General features: G+C 40.2%; 20 protein-coding genes and 2 tRNA genes. 15 read left to right on the top strand and 7 right to left on the bottom strand.

All coding sequences use genetic code 11. From position 1 onward, the window contains the following. The first annotated feature begins 8 nt into the window (after positions 1-8). From ABC361_RS12565 to ABC361_RS12550, 4 genes are all read left to right on the top strand, one after another. Positions 9-1265 (top strand): dihydrolipoamide acetyltransferase family protein, encoded by a 1257-nt coding sequence (locus ABC361_RS12565; RefSeq protein WP_413074284.1) that lies wholly within the window; start codon positions 9-11, stop codon positions 1263-1265. Between the two features lie 67 nt (positions 1266-1332). Beyond that, positions 1333-1761: a BrxA/BrxB family bacilliredoxin gene (locus tag ABC361_RS12560; protein WP_413074283.1), complete on the top strand. Its 429-nt coding sequence runs from the start codon at positions 1333-1335 to the stop codon at positions 1759-1761. A gap of 123 nt (positions 1762-1884) precedes the next feature. After that, positions 1885-2250 (top strand): hypothetical protein, encoded by a 366-nt coding sequence (locus ABC361_RS12555; RefSeq protein WP_413074282.1) that lies wholly within the window; start codon positions 1885-1887, stop codon positions 2248-2250. A 68-nt stretch (positions 2251-2318) separates the two neighbouring features. Further along, positions 2319-2391, top strand: a tRNA-Arg gene (locus tag ABC361_RS12550). Between the two features lie 74 nt (positions 2392-2465). On the opposite strand, the gene ABC361_RS12545 is transcribed toward ABC361_RS12550, so the two are convergent. Next, entirely contained in the window at positions 2466-3242 is a 777-nt protein-coding gene (locus ABC361_RS12545) for a Cof-type HAD-IIB family hydrolase (protein ID WP_413074281.1), read from the bottom strand. Between the two features lie 160 nt (positions 3243-3402). Here ABC361_RS12545 and ABC361_RS12540 point away from each other — a divergent pair, with 160 nt between their 5' ends. Together ABC361_RS12540 and copZ are read left to right on the top strand one after the other, a co-directional pair. Next, positions 3403-3711, top strand: coding sequence for a metal-sensing transcriptional repressor (locus tag ABC361_RS12540; RefSeq protein WP_413074280.1), 309 nt, complete (start codon positions 3403-3405; stop codon positions 3709-3711). Between the two features lie 76 nt (positions 3712-3787). Continuing rightward, positions 3788-3997: a copper chaperone CopZ gene (gene copZ, locus ABC361_RS12535; RefSeq protein ID WP_099301225.1), complete on the top strand. Its 210-nt coding sequence runs from the start codon at positions 3788-3790 to the stop codon at positions 3995-3997. Between the two features lie 34 nt (positions 3998-4031). Here the strand turns inward: copZ and ABC361_RS12530 are convergent, their stop codons facing one another. Next, positions 4032-4583 carry a GNAT family N-acetyltransferase gene (locus ABC361_RS12530; protein ID WP_413074279.1) on the bottom strand — a complete coding sequence of 184 codons (552 nt, stop codon included), beginning with the start codon at positions 4581-4583 and terminating at the stop codon, positions 4032-4034. 149 nt (positions 4584-4732) lie between these two features. On the opposite strand from ABC361_RS12530, the gene ABC361_RS12525 reads away from it, so the two are divergent. Beyond that, positions 4733-4804 (top strand) — tRNA-Val (locus tag ABC361_RS12525). 82 nt (positions 4805-4886) lie between these two features. Here the strand turns inward: ABC361_RS12525 and ABC361_RS12520 are convergent. Then, positions 4887-5912, bottom strand: a complete 1026-nt coding sequence (locus ABC361_RS12520; RefSeq protein ID WP_413074278.1) for an NADH:flavin oxidoreductase/NADH oxidase — start codon at positions 5910-5912, stop codon at positions 4887-4889. 138 nt (positions 5913-6050) lie between these two features. Between ABC361_RS12520 and ABC361_RS12515 the strand changes: the two genes are divergently transcribed. After that, positions 6051-6695: an SDR family oxidoreductase gene (locus tag ABC361_RS12515; protein ID WP_413074277.1), complete on the top strand. Its 645-nt coding sequence runs from the start codon at positions 6051-6053 to the stop codon at positions 6693-6695. 43 nt (positions 6696-6738) lie between these two features. Here the strand turns inward: ABC361_RS12515 and ytvI are convergent, their stop codons facing one another. Further along, the gene (ytvI, locus tag ABC361_RS12510; protein ID WP_413074276.1) at positions 6739-7836 is read right to left on the bottom strand and encodes a sporulation integral membrane protein YtvI; all 1098 of its coding nucleotides are present in this window, start codon (positions 7834-7836) and stop codon (positions 6739-6741) included. 244 nt (positions 7837-8080) lie between these two features. Next, complete coding sequence (locus ABC361_RS12505) at positions 8081-8677, bottom strand: copper resistance CopC family protein (RefSeq protein WP_413074275.1); 597 nt, start codon at positions 8675-8677, stop codon at positions 8081-8083. A 423-nt stretch (positions 8678-9100) separates the two neighbouring features. Between ABC361_RS12505 and ABC361_RS12500 the strand changes: the two genes are divergently transcribed. From ABC361_RS12500 to ABC361_RS12470, 7 genes are all read left to right on the top strand, one after another. Continuing rightward, the gene (locus tag ABC361_RS12500; RefSeq protein ID WP_413074274.1) at positions 9101-10201 is read left to right on the top strand and encodes a mechanosensitive ion channel family protein; all 1101 of its coding nucleotides are present in this window, start codon (positions 9101-9103) and stop codon (positions 10199-10201) included. Positions 10202-10382: 181 nt separating this feature from the next. Continuing rightward, positions 10383-11402, top strand: coding sequence for an HD-GYP domain-containing protein (locus tag ABC361_RS12495; protein ID WP_413074273.1), 1020 nt, complete (start codon positions 10383-10385; stop codon positions 11400-11402). Between the two features lie 21 nt (positions 11403-11423). Next, positions 11424-12320 (top strand): AEC family transporter, encoded by an 897-nt coding sequence (locus ABC361_RS12490; RefSeq protein WP_413074272.1) that lies wholly within the window; start codon positions 11424-11426, stop codon positions 12318-12320. A 63-nt stretch (positions 12321-12383) separates the two neighbouring features. Then, a complete protein-coding gene (gene dapD / locus ABC361_RS12485; RefSeq protein ID WP_099301217.1) occupies positions 12384-13103 on the top strand; it encodes a 2,3,4,5-tetrahydropyridine-2,6-dicarboxylate N-acetyltransferase in 720 nt (239 codons plus the stop codon). Between the two features lie 60 nt (positions 13104-13163). Continuing rightward, positions 13164-14372, top strand: coding sequence for an aspartate aminotransferase family protein (locus ABC361_RS12480; protein WP_413074271.1), 1209 nt, complete (start codon positions 13164-13166; stop codon positions 14370-14372). Beyond that, the gene (locus ABC361_RS12475; RefSeq protein ID WP_413074270.1) at positions 14369-15508 is read left to right on the top strand and encodes an N-acetyldiaminopimelate deacetylase; all 1140 of its coding nucleotides are present in this window, start codon (positions 14369-14371) and stop codon (positions 15506-15508) included. The genes ABC361_RS12480 and ABC361_RS12475 overlap by 4 nt, the downstream gene beginning before the upstream one ends. Positions 15509-15559: 51 nt before the next feature. Then, complete coding sequence (locus ABC361_RS12470; protein ID WP_413074269.1) at positions 15560-15811, top strand: YkuS family protein; 252 nt, start codon at positions 15560-15562, stop codon at positions 15809-15811. Between the two features lie 34 nt (positions 15812-15845). Here ABC361_RS12470 and ABC361_RS12465 read toward each other — a convergent pair whose 3' ends face one another. Together ABC361_RS12465 and ABC361_RS12460 are read right to left on the bottom strand one after the other, a co-directional pair. Then, positions 15846-16544 carry an SDR family NAD(P)-dependent oxidoreductase gene (locus ABC361_RS12465; RefSeq protein WP_413074268.1) on the bottom strand — a complete coding sequence of 233 codons (699 nt, stop codon included), beginning with the start codon at positions 16542-16544 and terminating at the stop codon, positions 15846-15848. Between the two features lie 112 nt (positions 16545-16656). Continuing rightward, positions 16657-17451, bottom strand: coding sequence for a mechanosensitive ion channel family protein (locus ABC361_RS12460; RefSeq protein ID WP_413074267.1), 795 nt, complete (start codon positions 17449-17451; stop codon positions 16657-16659). Positions 17452-17556 lie beyond the last annotated feature (105 nt).

Here is a 17556-nt window from a genome sequence, read left to right as displayed (position 1 = left end):
GGGATACAATGGCGACAAAAATGACAATGCCTCAGCTTGGTGAAAGTGTCACAGAGGGAACCATAAGCAAATGGCTTGTGGCACCAGGAGACAGCGTAACGAAGTATGAACCAATTGCTGAAGTAATGACAGATAAAGTGAGTGCAGAAATTCCGTCTTCGTATACAGGGGTTATTCAAGAACTCCTTGTCGAGGAAGACGATACGGTTTCAGTCGGTACAGAAATTTGCTCCATTCAAGAAGAAGGAAGCTCAGAGTCAACAGAAGCCCCAAAACAACAAGAGAATCAGCAAGTTGAGTCGGAAAAACCAGCGAAAACGACTGAAGCAACGGATCAACGAAACCGCTATTCTCCTGCTGTTCTCCGATTGTCACAAGAGTATGGCATCTCGTTAGAAGATGTTGCAGGATCTGGGAAAGGGGGCCGTATTACAAGAAAAGATGTTGAAGCGCATCGAAAGAATGGTTCAGCCCCAACAGCTCAGTCATCACATGCGCCTGTTAAAGCTGAACAACCGAAATCAAAAGCTGAAGACGTACATGTTCAAAGTTCTGCTGGAGATACAGAAATTCCTGTATCAGGCATCCGTAAAGCGATTGCCGCAAATATGGTGAAAAGCAAAACAGATGCGCCTCACGCTTGGACAATGGTTGAAGTCGATGTAACCAACCTTGTCAAAATACGGCAACGTCATAAAGATGCATTTAAAGAAAAAGAAGGATTTAGCCTTACGTATTTGCCTTTCTTTATGAAGGCATGTGTCGAAGCGTTAAAGGAATATCCTGAAGTCAATGCGCAGTGGGCTGGCGACAAAATTATCCGCAAAAAAGATATTAACCTTTCGATGGCTGTTGCAACAGATGACGCATTGTATGTACCGGTAATTAAAGATGCAGATGAGTTGACCATAAAAGGGCTAGCGAAACGTACGAATGAGCTTGCGAAAAAAGTAAGAACTGGTCAACTGAAAAACGAAGATATGAGCGGAGGAACGTTCACTATTAATAATACAGGTTCGTTTGGCTCAATTATGTCTCAGCCTATCATTAACGCACCTCAAGCAGCGATTATGTCTGTTGAGTCAATTGTCAAGCGCCCTGTTGTGATGGATACAGAAGCGGGTGAAGTTATTGCAATTCGTCATATGGTCAATCTTTGTTTATCCCTTGACCATCGCGTGCTAGATGGTTTGATATGCGGTAAATTTTTACAATCGATAAAAACAAAACTTGAAGCAATTGATGAAACGACCTCGATCTATTAAGTTTGATTTTAAAAACTTGTGCAAACCAATTGTTTCCCCTAAAATATAAGGGAAGGAGGGTGATTTCATGCAACAATTTAATTTTTTCATGAATGATGTCGTACAAGATGCGAGAAATGATATGATTCAAGCAGGCTATACGCAATTACAAACGGTCGAGGACGTTGAGCAAACATTAACAGAAAAAGGAACGACACTCGTTATGGTGAACTCAGTCTGTGGCTGTGCAGGCGGAATTGCTCGTCCTGCTGCCGCTTATATGAAAAATTACGAAGCAACACCAGATCGCTTTGTAACCGTATTTGCTGGTCAAGATAAAGAAGCAACTGCTCGAGCAAGAGAGTTCTTTAAAGGATATGGTCCATCTTCTCCTTCATTTGCGCTTTTAAAAGATGGCGAAATTCAAATGATGGTTGAGCGTCATGAAATTGAAGGACATGAACCGATTCAAGTTGTTCAGAAACTTGAACAAGCATTTGATTCTCACTGTAAATAAGACGATAGGACTCACACCTAAAAAGGAACTTTCTCCTCTTTAGGGGGAGTCCTCTTTTTTTCGATACAGTCGCATGCCAAAGTTTCCTATGGTATAATAACCAAGAGCAAAGGGGGTAAGATCATGCAAGAACAATATGATAAAATTCAGCATTACTTGAACATGGAAGATGACATTACGTTTAAAGAATTTCAGCAATTTTATAAAGAGGTTGTTGACGAGTTAAGCACCATTCACCAAGGTATGGATGAAGAGACACTGTGGAAAGCGCTGTTTGTTGTGGAGAATGTGATTTCAAACGCAGACGGTCGTGCTAGCGAAGTAAAAGGTACAGAAGCAAAGAAATATAATAAGATGTCTCAGCGTCTTCAACTGTATGCGAAGAATTTTGGCGTTCGTCTTGGACAAGCAGGGTATAAGGAAGAGGACATTAACGAGCGTTTTAAAGTGATGTTTGCAGAGGGCGAAAAGAACCATCAATCTTCTTAATTATGGCTAGAGGGAGATTTTATAATTGACAACTCCCTCTCATTCAAGTATATTTATACGTGTCGTTGGCGCCTATGGTGAAAGGGGATATCACACGAGATTCCGGTTCTCGCGTTGTGGGTTCGAATCCTGCTAGGCGCGTTTGAGAAATCGTTACATAAGTATGAAAGAAAGAGCACGCTACTGCGTGCTCTTTTTTGTATAGCTTTGTTGTGTTAATTCAACAATCCGACAAGGGAAAGGCCATGTTTGATGCCGTCTTCATTTACATGTTTCGTAATGTAACGAGCTTGCGCTTGAACTTCTTGAGGCGCATTTCCCATCGCTACGCCATGTTCAACATAAGAGAGCATCTCAAGATCATTTAATTGATCACCGAATGCGTAAACGCTTTTTAAATCAATCCCTGCGTGTGCAATGAATTTCGAAATTCCAATTGCCTTTGAACCGTTAACGGGGAGAACATCTACAGATAGAGGATGCCAGCGTACGAATTTAAAATCTGGAAACCGCTCACGGTAGTCTGCTTCTTCATCTGGTTTGCAAAATAACAAGGCTTGATGTAAATGGCTTTGTTCATAATAATTAGGGTTATAAGTGGGCAAATCTAATTTTAATGATGACATACTTTCTCGAATATCTGGATGATCCGCATGATTCGCTGTAAACGCATCTGCAGACATAAAAATGAGTGGATGATTAGACGTTGAAGCATAGCGCTCGAACCGACTAAATGTTGTTGGGTTTAATGTATCTTGATAAATGAGTTCGCCTTTGTAGACGACGTATTGCCCATTAAAGCAAATGTAGGAATCGATGTTCAGCTCATCTCGTAAGTCTTTAAAAAAGTAAGGGGCTCTACCCGTTGCGATTGCGACATGATGCCCATCCCGTTGTAGCTGTTTAATCGATTCTTTTGTCGATGAAGGTAATTCTTTGTTGTCATCTAAAAGCGTCCCATCAATATCAAAAAAAATCGTTGCTTTCTCCATAGTTCCACTCCCAATACATTGATAAATTCGTTTCTCTCTCTTGTAAGTTCTTCTACATCAAAAAGATATCGCATTGGCTGTAGCGTGTCAATGATGAAACCCTTGTTTTTACAATCAAAGATGGATCTTGTATACTTAAAGAAAGATCGGGGTGAGTGTAATGCATGAGCAACAATCCGTTACAACGGAGCAAAAGACGCATCGAAATCATGATGAAAAGACGTCATTAACAAATCGCTTAAAGCGCATTGAAGGACAAGTACGAGGAATTCAAAAAATGGTTGAAGACGATCGCTATTGTGTGGATGTACTCATTCAATTATCAGCCATTCAAGCGGCACTAAGAAAAGTGAGTATGACCATGTTGGAAGATCATTCTAAACATTGTGTGTCTGATGCAATAAAGAATGGGAATGGCGATGAAGCCATTGCAGAACTAATGGATGTCATCAGTCGGTTTTCAAAATAAGATGGGCAACAGGCAATAAAGCGAGTGAGTTGTGTTAGCTCACATTGTCTGTTTTAAATATGAGGAGGTAAGGAAAATGGAACAATCAATCATTAAAGTAAGTGGTATGTCTTGTCAACATTGTGTTAAGTCGATTGAGCAAGCGCTCGGAAGCCTTGACGGGGTAGAGCAAGTTGATGTGGCTTTAGACAAGGAAGAAGTAAGTGTTCGCTATAAAAAAGACCTCGTTAGCCTTGATGGATTGGAAAATGAGATTGAAGAGCAAGGGTATGATGTGAAAAAGTAAAAAAACCGTACGCCCCGTAAGGCGTTCGGTTTTTTTATCGGAGAGATGAATCAAGTTCTTCAGATAAGATGGAGAAAATGAGTTGATCAACAAATTTATCTCCTTTTTTCAATGCGCCGCGTAAGCGTCCTTCATGCATAAAGCCAAGTTTATGTAAAGCATGGAAGGATCGATCATTTTCTGGCTCAATTCTTGCTTCAATTCGGTGTAGGCGAAGACGAGTAAAGCCGTCTTTAATGATTTCAAATAGCGCCTCGGAAGCGTAGCCTTTTCCCCAACACGTTTTACTTAACTCATAACTAATAGTGGCGCTTTCGTGCTCCGTATGGAACCGATCAAAGCCGCATGTGCCAATTACCGTATTTGTATCTTTTAGTATAATAGCGTAACGGGAAGACTGACCAGCTTTTATTTGACTTTTTAATAATGAAATAAGCTGCCGTGCTTCTTCTTCTGTTGTTAATCGGTCAATTTTCATGTAACGGGTTACTCGGATGTCAGACCAGATTGGTAAAAGCGAAGGGGCATCATCTAACGTCAGTTCACGTAAAAGTAGTCTAGGGGTACTAAAGCTTTCAGAATCCAACAGCTTTCACCATCTCTCTATCGTATTACTCGTATTCTAGCATGTAGTCGACACATTTGTACAATGATTCTAATGGATAATAAAAGAATAGTTGACTTCTTTAGAATGATTTGCTACTATAATATTTGTTGATCATACATAACGGTTGAGCGCTGTTAGCTCAGTGGGAGAGCACTTGCTTGACAGGCAAGGGGTCACAAGTTCAAATCTTGTACAGCGCATCTTAATAAAAACTCGTCATACATGCCATGTATGACGAGTTTTTTTATGAAATAATGAGTGTAGGCACGTTCTCAAATGCTATTAAAAAGTTGCTTGTTCATATTGTTTTGGGACATGCATGTCTAAATTGAGTTGTGTTGCTGCTGAAAACGTCCAGTACGGGTGAGAAAGCAACCCACGACCAATGGCAACCAAATCAGCATCATTTGAGCGAATGGCGGCATTTGCAATTTCTGGGTTTTCCAGCATACCGACTGCCATGACCGGCACACCAATTTCTTGCCGAATTTTTCGGGCGAAAGGAACCTGGTAACCAGCGTAAGGTTTCTGAAAACGTGTTGAACTTGGCTTCCCTTCACCGCCGGAACTAACATCAAACAGATCCACTCCTGCTTCTTTTAACGTACGGGAAAAGGCAACTGCGTCCGTTAACTCATATCCTTCTTCCACATACTCCATGGCGGATATTCTCATAATAAGCGGCATGTCTGTCGGCATGACGGCTTTCATCGCTTTAATGACTTCTACTGCAAACAATGTGCGTTCTTCTCCGTAACGATCTTGACGCTGATTGGTATAAGGGGATAAAAATTGGTGGATCAAATACCCGTGAGCGCCGTGAAGTTCAATGACATCAAATCCAGCTTCTACTGCACGACGTGCGGCATCTTGATAGCCAATTACTAAACGTTTAATATCGCTTTCTGATGCTTCGTAAGGCTTTTTAAACGTTTCATCGTAAGCGATAGGAGATGCTGAAATAGGTGAATCCGTATCTTCAGCTTTTCTGCCAGCATGAGCAATTTGAATGCCAATTTTTGCGCCGTGCTTATGTGCTTGGTCAACGATAGGTTTAAAAGCATCACGATGCGCATCGGACCATAACCCTAAACAAAAATCCGAAATTCGACCATCTTCTTCAATATTTGTCATTTCGACTATGATCAATCCAACACCACCTACTGCTCTTGTTGTATAGTGGTGCAAATGCCAATCTGTAGGCATCCCATCTTTTTTTACCGCTGAATACTGACACATCGGCGACATGACGATGCGGTTTTTAAGTTCTAGGTTTCCAATTTTATATGAAGACATTAAGTGATTCATGGTTTCTCCTCCTTTTTCATTATTAACGGTAATGCTCGAACGATCTGGAAGCAAGCAATCTGCTTAACGCTTTGATGTTTTTATCCAATAGACTACGGGTACTATATAAGTAGTAAAAGCAAGAAAGGATGAGTCTACATGAACGTTTTTGTCATTGGTGCAAATGGACAAATTGGTCGTCACTTAGTACAGAAATTAGAAAAACATACAAATCATACGCCAACAGCAATGGTTCGCAAAACAGAACAATATGAGAATTATCAAGATCTTGGGATACAAGCAGTAATCGGGGATTTAGAAGGACAAACAGAAGACCTTACTTCGTTGATGGAAGATATGGATGTCGTTGTTTTTGCGGCAGGGTCTGGTGGTCATACCGGAGCTGATAAAACGATGATGATCGATTTTGACGGTGCGATTAAGTCAATGGAAGCTGCCAAACAAGCAAACGTTGATCGCTTTATCATTGTAAGTGCAATCGGCGTTCATAATCGAGACAACTGGATGTCTAAAGCTCCGTACTATAGTGCTGCGAAACATTATGCAGATGAATGGCTGAAAAAAAGTGGTTTAGACTATACAATCATTCGTCCAGGCGGATTGACGAATGAAGACGGAAATGGAAAAGTGAAAGTGGCAACAGAACTTGAGCGAGGTGATATTCCGAGAGAAGATGTCGCGAACGTTATTGTCGCTTGTTTAGAAGACGATGCGACGGTTAATCAGGCCTTTGATTTAACGAGCGGAAATCACTTAATTGAGGATGCATTAAAACAACTATAACAAAAAAGAAGCTGCATGGAGTATGAATCCATGTAGCTTCTTTTTAATCAGGAGTCGTGTTTGGCGTTGTTATAGGTGCTTTTTCAGCGGTTAATTGAAACAGTCCCGCTTCCTTTGCTGAACGAATCGCAATATAAACAAATGGTCCTAAAATCAGCCCGAGCACTCCGAAAAAAACAAAACCAAAGTACATGGACAAAACAGTCGGTAGCGCATTTAAGCCAATTGAATCACCTAATACTTTTGGTTCAATAATGCGGCGAATGATTAATAAAACGAGCGCAAGAACGATTAATTGAACCCCTTGTGCTGTACTGCCAATAATCATCGCAATCAATCCCCATGGAACAAGGATCAATGCTGGCCCTACATACAGTGGAATGATATCGACTACCCAAATGAGAATGGACATAATGAGCGCAGGTCCAGGAGCGATAAATAATAAACTTATGTAACAGACAAGAAATACGCCAACACTTAAAATGAATTGTGCTTTCCAGTATCCTAAGAAGACTTTTCCCATACGCCGAAACACGAATTGTAATTTCTGTGAAGTGTCGTCTTTAAATAAATTAAACGTATTCGTTAGCAGGCGTGGTAAGTCCAAGCTAAATAAGAAAAGGGTGATGACATAAATTAGCGCAACAAAAAGCAAATTAGGGATGGATTGTAGCCACGATGCAACGGATGTAATTACTGTTGCGGTAATGCCTAGTACAGCGTCAACCATCGTAGTGGACAACCGTTCTAATTCTGCGACAATGGCTGTACCTTGTGGAATGCTTTCAAGTGTTGTTTGAAATCCATCAATCATGTCATCGGCAAACTGTTGTACTTCAAATGCATATTGAGGGATTTGCAGAGACCAACTGTAAATTGATTCTACAAGATAACGGATCGATACAAAAAGTAAAATCCCGCAAATAAGTAAAAATGATAGAAAAACAATTGTAACGGGTAAAAGTCTGCGTTCACTTTTCATTTTACGCTTTAAGTATTTTACAAATGGCTCAAAAATCATTGCGGTTAGTAAAGCCAAAAGAATGGGCATAAAAGCAGAAAAATTAAAGTATACAAATAGCGCCGCCGCAACAATTAGTAAGAAGATGATCAGTTTCTTTAAAACGGGGCGATTAAGCATAAAATAAGACAACCTCCTCTAATACAACACAGCACATGATTTTAGTGTAGCCAAGCATACTTTTTAAAGAGGGCTATCTTTGTCATCAAATGAATTGTGCTGACATGCAGTATCTTCTTATTATAGCTGAAACTTTGTCATCTCAAAACGAAAATTTATGTATTTCTTTTATTTTTGTATGAATTTTGCATGAGATTGGGTAAAAAAAACAAGCCATGTTTTATACATGACTTGTTCAACACTGTTATTTCTTTTTCTTACGTGAAACAACAAACGCAATTAAACCACCAATGAATAAAACGGCTAGAATAATTGAGATCCATAGGACGGCAGAACCAGAATCGGCATTGTCTGTTTCTGACTGCTCGTCTTCAACATTTGTTTCTTGTTCAGAAGCATTATCAGTAGACTCTTCTTCAGTCGCATCTTCATTTGTCGCGTCTTCTTCAGCTGTTCCTTCTTCTTCTAACTCTTCTTCAGGAACGTTCACGGTAAATGTAAATTCACCATCAACATGGTGCGTGTCGTCCCCGATATTTTCCCAATAAACGATGTATTCGCCGTTCGGAAGTGGTTCATCAAATTGAGCTGTAATGACAGTTGATTCTACTTCAACAGAAGCAGGCTCGATTTCTTCATTTGTTGTATTGTTTGTCACTTCAATATCTCCGGTAGCGATCCCAGCATCAAATGTAACGCTAATCTCATCTACTGGTTCTGTGACCTCTTCGTGCTCACTTGGTGAAGTAGACTCTTGATGAGAATGAGCGAATGCCAAATTTGTTGGCAGTGCGAGCATAAAGGCTAAAAGTAGTATGAAGCCTGTTAGTGTTTTTTTCATCTTGAAACCCTCCAAATCTTTTTCTCGCTCTTATCTTAACAAGAAAATGTGTGTTTTTAATGAAGTTTAGGTTTGTCTACAAAATCGTCACGATTATTAGTATAGACGGATTTTAAGATTCGGAATCATTTATGGAGAAATAAAAGATGGCCCATTTCACATACTAAGGAAAAAGGAGTCTAGAGACAGTGAAAGAAAAACGAATGGATTTGATCTTATTCATGATTGGTGTAATCTGCATTTGTTCTGCTTGTATGTACATGTTTCGCTCAAGGCCAGTGGTTTATGTTGAAAACCGACCAACGTTGTATACAATTAGTCAAAAGTCCAAACTTGGCCGTTTATTTCGCATTCTTTTACAATAGCCTATTCCGAAGGTCCATGCTAGAATACGGTTAGAGTATTTGTAAGAGGAGATGAACCATGAATGCAATTTGGGATTCAATTGTAACATTCTTTGTAGAATTTCCATGGCTATCCCTTCTAATAGCGCTAGGGATTTTTACCATATTTCTTCTATTTCGGAAGATCTTTATTACGTATTTGTTTAAAATTATCTTAGGGTTGTCACGGAAAACACATGCTACATTGCTGACGCAACTTTTGCTTTCTTATGAGAAGCCGCTACGTTTTCTCTTTGTTATTATTGGGGCGCGTGTAGCGCTAACGTATTTTGGCGTTGAATTTTCGGATAATGTTACGTTGATGCGACTGTTTAACGCCAGCTTAATCATTCTAGGTGGATGGGGATTGTATAATTACGTGTCCACCCACGGAACATTCATGGCTTTCACAAAAAAGAAACTACAGTTAAGCGATGACCATATGTTGCTTCCCTTTATTTCAAACATTTTGCGGTTCGTCGTGATTGCTTTGACATTTGTAACCGTCTTGTCAAGCTTTGATGTTGATGTCAATGGCTTTATCGCAGGTTTAGGACTTGGGGGCTTGGCTTTTGCTTTGGCTGCTCAAGAAACAGTGGCGAACTTTTTTGGCGGGATTGTCATTATTACGGAAAAGCCATTTAAAAAAGGGGATTGGATTTCGTCTGCTTCCGTCGAGGGGACCGTAGAAGATATTACGTTCCGCAGTACAAAAATTCGAACCTTTGATGATGCCATTGTCGTTGTCCCGAATAAAACCCTTTCGAATGAAGCAATTACGAACTGGTCAGAAATGAACATGCGTAGAGTAAATTATTCAATCGGTGTTGGTCAAGAAACAACCCGATCTGAATTAGAGCATGCTGTTTTAGAAATAAGAAAGCTTGTGATTAGTCATCCTGGTGTGGTGACGGATACGGTCATGATCTATTTTGATGAATTTGGTGAGACGAGCTACAACATTTTCATTTATTACTTTACAAAAACCGTTGCTTGGTCAGAATGGCATGATGTGAAAGAAGAAATCAATTACGACATTCTTGATATCTTATCAAAAGAAGGCGTATCTGTTCTAAAACCAATTGTGGTGTTTGATTCACATGAACATGAACAACACCAGCTAGAAAAAGCAGAGAGTTAAACTGAGAATAACAACACATCGCTTAAGACCTTTATGAATGGGAAAGGACATTCATAAAGGTCTTTTTTTACGATTTTATTGTAAGCGTGTTTTTAGAAGTTCCTTTTCAATTAAATAGTCTTTCTAAAAAAGGATTCATTCGCTATAATAATGAAAGCGTTACGGATGGGGAGGAACGTGTATGGGTCTAAATGGTGAAATGAGATATGTGCGTTTAAAAGAAGTGTTGCCTGGCGCATTATTAGGGAAAGAAATTTTTTCCGTAGATGGACAAATTCTTTTGCGAGAAGGGGCATCGTTAACGACCTTGCACTTAAAACGGCTAAAGAAATTTGGAATTGATGTCTTGCCACTTCGAGTGCCAAAAAACCAAACGAAAGCGTACGACCATTTACATGTATACATGACCAACCTAAAAATGATTGTGGAAGAAAAATCGTCTGATTGGAAAAAAAGATTCGAAACGCTGTTCCAACAGGTCATAAAAGACCCGCAATTGCAAGAATCTTTGGCTTTTTTAAAAGGCAGAAATGACTCGATCTATGTTCACTCGCTAAGTGTTGCTTTCCTTTCTACGAGTATAGGATTTCAACTAGGCTATAAAGAGAAAGACTTAGAACGATTGATTCGAGCAGCACTGCTTCATGATGTCGGAAAAGTGGTTTCCCATCACTATACACAAAAAGGGGTACCGCTTGGTCATGATCATACGTGGAAAGGGTACAATTACCTGCAATCATTAAGCCATGTTGATCAATTAGCAGCACTTGTTGCCTTAACCCATCACGAAACCGTGGATGGGAGTGGGTATCCTAGACAATTAAAGTCACATATGCTTCATGACATAACGCAAATTGTTTCCATTGCAAATGTATATGATCAATTAACCCATCAACGAAATATAAAATCGCTTATGCATCCTTCTGATGCGTTAGAATTTATGCTCGCATTTTCGTCTAAACGATTTAATCCTTTATGTATGGCAGCTTTAATGGAATGTGTGGCTTTATTTCCAACAGGTAGCCAAGTCATTCTTTCAAATGGTGAGGTTGGAACAGTCGTTGCGCAAAATCGAGGTTTGCCCCATCGGCCGATTGTGAAACTGATTTACATAAACCAACAGAATGAAGACGAATTGAACGTGGAAACAGTGGATTTAGCAAAAATGCTCACTCTTTTTGTTACGCAATTTGTTTCTTAACAGCTAGAAAGGTTGAATATTGTGACCATTTTTTTTCAAGTAGTCTTGCCTGTCTTTCTTATTTTTGGCGCAGGCTTTCTTTTGCAGCGTGCAAGTATGCTCGATATCCGCTCAATTTCAAATTTAGCGATTTACATTCTTACTCCGTGCCTTGTTTTTCGTACCTTCTATACTTCTCCTCTTAATATGGACTATTTATTTATGGTCATCTTTTCATTAGCACTAATGGCTGTTCTTATTAGTATAACGAAACTTTATGCGAAAATAAGAAAGCTTTCTGTTCAAGATGAAAGCGGAATGATTTTGTCGACTGCTTTTATGAATGTTGGTAACTATGGCACGCCTATTATTTTATTTGCATATGGACAAACGGCTTTTGATTTAGCCATAACCTTCATGGTTCTTCAGTCAATCATTATGAATATCTTCGGGGTTTATTATGCGGCGCGAGGGAAAGCATCAATGACGTTTGCGGTAAAAGCAATTTTTAAAATGCCGGCTACGTATGCGACAGTCGTAGCGCTTGGACTTAATGTTTTTTCTATTCGTTTTCCACAACCGTTCTTTTCCACGATCGACTTAGTTGCAGAAGCGGCGATTCCGGTTGTTATGCTTATATTAGGAATGCAGCTAGCGATGATTGAGTGGAAATCGTTTGAATGGGAAAAAATTACTGTGGGCGTTTGTATTCGTATGGTTCTTTCACCTCTTTTGGCTTACGGAATAACGTTGTTTTTGCCGATCGATGAAATGCTCCGAAATGTTCTTATTGTTGCTGCGGCAATGCCAAGTGCTGCAACGATTGTGATGTATGCGGTTCGGTTTGATGCAAAACCAAAGTTGGTCTCAACGATTACGCTTGTTTCAACGCTAGTCAGCTTAATCTCAATTACATTTATTATTTGGATTTTAAGCTAGTTCATTGCATTTTTTCTTAACACACTTTATCATAATGAACAGTGATAAAAGGAGGCAATACAGATGAACATGATGGATGCAAACGAGATTATTCAATTTATTTCAAAAGCAGAGAAGAAAACCCCTGTTAAGATACATATTAAAGGTGAGTTAGACAAGCTTTCCTTTGATCAAGCTGTACAAACATTTTTCAATGGTCAGACAGGCGTTATTTTTGGGGACTGGGCATTAATTGAGCCTGTTTTAAAAGAAAATGAAGCGAGTATTGAAGATTATGTTGTTGAAAATGATCGTCGCTATTCTGCTATTCCGTTACTAGATCTTAAAGACATTGAAGCACGAATTGAGCCAGGTGCGATTATCCGTGATCAAGTTGAGATTGGTAAAGGTGCAGTCATTATGATGGGGGCAAGCATTAATATTGGTTCCGTTATCGGTGAAGGCACAATGATTGATATGAACGCTGTACTTGGCGGACGTGCAACAGTAGGAAAGAATTGTCACATTGGTGCAGGTTCTGTGTTAGCTGGTGTGATTGAACCGCCTTCCGCTTCCCCGGTTGTGGTAGAAGATGGTGTTGTTGTTGGAGCGAACGCAGTTATTTTAGAAGGTGTTCGTGTTGGAGAAGGAGCGGTTGTGGCAGCAGGAGCGATTGTAACAGAAGATGTCCCTGCAAATACAGTTGTTGCTGGCACGCCGGCTAAAGTCATTAAAGAGATTGATGAAAAAACAAAAGGTAAAACAGAAATTAAACAAGAACTACGTCGTTTAAACGAAGATTAATTTGATAGCACAGCTTTGCCTTTTGGGCAAAGCTGTTTTCATAAAAAAGGAGTCTTTGACATGGATTGGCTTAGAAGAGATGAACAGGCCTTAATGAATACATATCGTCGTCTTCCGATCGTTATTAAAGAAGGTCAAGGAAGTTATTTAATTGATGAAGAGAATCGCCGTTATTTAGATTTTATTACGGGGTTGGCCGTTAATATTGTTGGCCATTCTCATCCTGCAATTATGGAAACCTTACAAGAACAAGGAACAAAATTTTTACATATCTCAAACTTATACGTTAACAAGCCTGCAGTAGAGCTTGCTGAGAAATTATCAGAAAAAACAATTGGTGGTAAAGTGTTTTTTGCTAATTCTGGAGCAGAGGCAACAGAAGCAGTAATCAAACTTATTCATAAGTGGAGTAAGCAACAGGATTTTGCAAAAAAAGGTGTTGTAGTGTTGAAGAGAAGTTTTCATGGACGAACGCTAGGTGCTATGAAACTTACAAGGCAAGAAGGTGTGTATCAAGATTTTCCACTACATGATTTACCGGTTTATGAAGTGGAGCCTGAAGATGTACATGGGTTGAAAGAGGTTTTAGAACAGTATCAGCCTGCCGCAGTTTTAATGGAGCCTGTCCTTGGATCTGGAGGAGTTGTTCCATTGTCCCATGACTATTTACAACAAATTGAATCTCTCTGCAAAGAACATGAAGCATTATTTTGTATGGATGAAATTCAAACAGGAATGGGGAGAACAGGTACCCTTTTTGCATATATGCAAGCAACTGTGACACCAGACGTTGTGTTATTTGCAAAAGGAGTTGGTGGTGGTTTGCCACTCGGTGGTATGATTGTGAAACCGTATTTAAATGAATTATTTGTTCCTGGTGATCACGGTACGACATTTGCTCCATCACCATTAAGCTGTGCATTAGGTTTAACTGTTCTTGATCTTTTAGAAAATGGGCTATTGGCGCATAGTCGAACGGTCGCTTCACATTTACAAGAGTCACTCGAAACGCTACAAAAAGAGTTTCCTTCTTTACTTGAATCTTACCGCGGTAAAGGCATGATGATGGGGCTCCCAACAAAACTAAATGCGCAACAAGTTGCAACGATCCAACAAAAATTGATTGCAAAAGGTGTACTTGTAGATGTCACACAGCGAACGATTATTCGACTGCTTCCACCACTTGTTGTTTCACAGGAAGACGTAGATGCGTTTATCGCTTGTTTCAAAACTGTATTAGTTGAAATGGAACAGGAGTTAAATGGATGAAAAAAGAAGAGTTGATTCAGTTAAGACGACAATTTCACCAAATTCCGGAATTAGGATTTGAAGAGTTTAAAACACAGGCATTAATTTTAGAAACAATCGCAGGGATGCGACAGGAGCGTTTAACCGTATCAACGTGGAAAACAGGGGTACTTGTTAAAGTTGAAGGGGAAACACCTTATACGGTTGCTTATCGTGCAGATATAGACGGTTTACCTCTACATGAAGACACGAATCTTTCCTATGAATCTCAGCACAAAGGCAGTATGCACGCTTGCGGGCATGATCTTCACATGACGATTGCACTGGGCATGTTGCAACATTTTAGTGAAACGAAGCCTCCAACATCCTTATTATTTATTTTCCAACCTGCTGAAGAGGGACCAGGTGGAGCAAAGCCGATGTTAGAAGAACAGGTATTGGACCAATGGCAGCCAGATGAAATCTATGCGCTACACATTGATCCGAATTTACCAGTCGGGACGATCTCAACGAAGCCTGGTCTTCTTTTTGCCAATACTTCTGAGCTGTTTATTGATTTTAAAGGAACTGGTGGCCACGCAGCTTACCCGCATACGGCGAACGACATGGTGGTGGCGGCAGCACACTTTGTTACTCAGCTGCAATCAATCGTATCTCGTAATATCGATCCGCTAGATTCTGCCGTCGTCACAATTGGCGTGATACAAGGTGGTACAAAGCAGAACGTGATCGCAGGGCAAGCGAGAGTAGAGGGGACGATTCGCACACTGTCCATGGAAGCGATGAAAAAAGTAAAAGAGCGAATCGAAGCGTTAACGAACGGAATTGAAGTAAGTTTTTCTTGTGAGGCGACGATTGATTACGGATCGAACTATTGCGAGGTTCGTAATCATGAAGCGCTAACGAGCGCATTTATTCAATTTAGTGAGAACCAGCCTAACGTTCACTTCACTCTCGCAAAGGAAGCCATGACAGGAGAAGACTTTGGCTACTTTTTAAAAGCGTATCCGGGAATGATGTTTTGGCTAGGTGTCGACAGCTCATTTGGTTTACATGATGCAAGACTTAATCCGAATGAAGACGCCATTACAGTCGCAGTTAAACATATGTGTGCGTTTTTACAACAAAAGTCGAACTTTGGAACAAAGGCTGAATAATCCATTTAACAGCGCGCATACTAACTCTGAATGATAGAAGGAGGGTTTAGTATGGCGAAAATTGGTGTTCAGTCTGGACTAACAGATATTGAAAACGAGCTACAAACTTTAGGATATGATGTGGTTCATGTTAAAAACGAAACGGATGCAAGTGGATGCGATTGTTGCGTCGTTTCTGGACGTGATGCAGATGTTGCGGGAATGAGTCCGCAAGGCAGTATGAGTATTGTTTCAGCAGATGGTTTAAGTGCACAAGAAGTTGGACAACGCGTGGAACAAACGTTAAGCAATCAAAATGGATAGAAAAAAGGTGCTGTTACGATAACAGCACCTTTTCTTATTTACCAGCGACATAGCCGCCGTCAACCGGCATATTAATTCCGCTTATGTGTTTCGCCATTGGCGAACATAACCAAACGGCAGCTTCGGCCTGGTCTTCTGGTGTTTGTTCAACAGCTGGAGTAAGGGTCATTCCTGGGCAAATAGAATTTACTCGAATTCCATATTGACCAGTTTCGACAGCAAGTGCCTTCGTCATTCCGTTCACTGCCCATTTGGCAGCCGCGTGACCAACCATGTTCGGTGGACCGTGCAAACCTGCACCAGAAGACGTATTAACGATTGCGCCACCACCAGTCTTAATCATTGCCATTACTTCGTATTTTAATGCATAGTACATACCATTTACGGTAATATCAATGGCGCTTTCAAAATCTTCGCTATCGGAGTCTTGGATGGGGCGTGTCATCGTTCCTTTTCCCGCATTGTTATGTGCAAAATCTAAGCGACCAAACGTTTCGACAGTATAATCAACTAAGGCTTTTACTTGTGATTCTTCTGAAACATTACATAGAAAGAAATCGGCAGTTCCACCGTCTGCTTTTATTCGTTGTAGCGTTTCTTTACCAGCTTCTTCATTTATATCTGAAACCATCACGTTTGCACCTGCTCGAGCGAATGCCAAAGCACTCGCTCGGCCGATACCTGATCCGGCAGCTGTTACAAGACCTGCTTGTCCTTCTAAAAATAACGACATAATGTTTTCCTCCTTGTTGTGAAAAAAGCAGCGAAGTGTAATCGCTTACTTTTACTATAACGTTTAAATAAAAAAGCTTATCGACAGGGTTGCTGCCAATAAGCTTTGTGTATCACGGTGATTCCTGATTAGCGTCTTGTTGCTCGTTTTCAAAGTAGTCGCGAATGACCTTTCTTAATTCACGTTCAACGGCCCATTGCTGCATATTCTCAGTCTTTGCAATTACGCGAATTACGGTAGTCGCAAGGTCGTTTGTTTCTACACCAATGACTTCTGGCTTCGTAATGAGAGCGGGGTGATTAAAGGATTCAATCGCCGTTTGTATTTTTTGAATGGAATCTTCTGTTGTTTCTCCAGCGGGTATCGTTAAATCAACAAGCGCACGCATATTTCCTCTTGAATGGTTGTCTACATTTGTAATGTTTCGATTTGGTATATAGTGAAGCGTGCCGTCAAATCCTCGAATCATCGTTGTTCGGAACCCGAGCTCTTCGACAATTCCTTCGACGCCGGCTGCACTTACATAGTCTCCTACTTCTAACTGTCGCTCTAAAAGTAAGAAGAATCCAGTCACCACATCGCTAACTAGTCCTTGTGCGCCAAAACCAATCGCTAAGCCAACGACACCAGCAGCTGCAAGTAATGGTCCTAAATTAAAGCCAAGTGTATCAAGAATATTGAAGGCAATAATGAAAAATAGGACATAGGAAAATACGTTAAGCAGTAGTTTTTCTAACGTTTGAAGTCGTGCTGGTGAAACTTGCTTTTCTTGTTTTTTGTTGAACACTTTTTTAATAAGCTTTTTCCCAACGGATCGTACAATAAAATAAATAATAATGGCAAAGAGGATTTGCCATAACGTTTGGGTAATAGGATGATAAATAACGTCATTTACATTCTCTAACATCGTGTCATTCCTTTCGTTACTTTATGCAAAATTGAGCGTACCATATTTGCGGGAAGATCTCAAAAGCTTTACGACAAAAAACGCTGCAACATGCTGCAGCGTTTT

Origin of the sequence: Shouchella phoenicis (genome assembly GCF_047238345.1) — a bacterium.
Classification (GTDB): domain Bacteria; phylum Bacillota; class Bacilli; order Bacillales; family Bacillaceae_D; genus Shouchella.
Note: the sequence above shows the minus strand (reverse complement) of the source record. Positions and strands in the feature narration are given on the sequence as shown.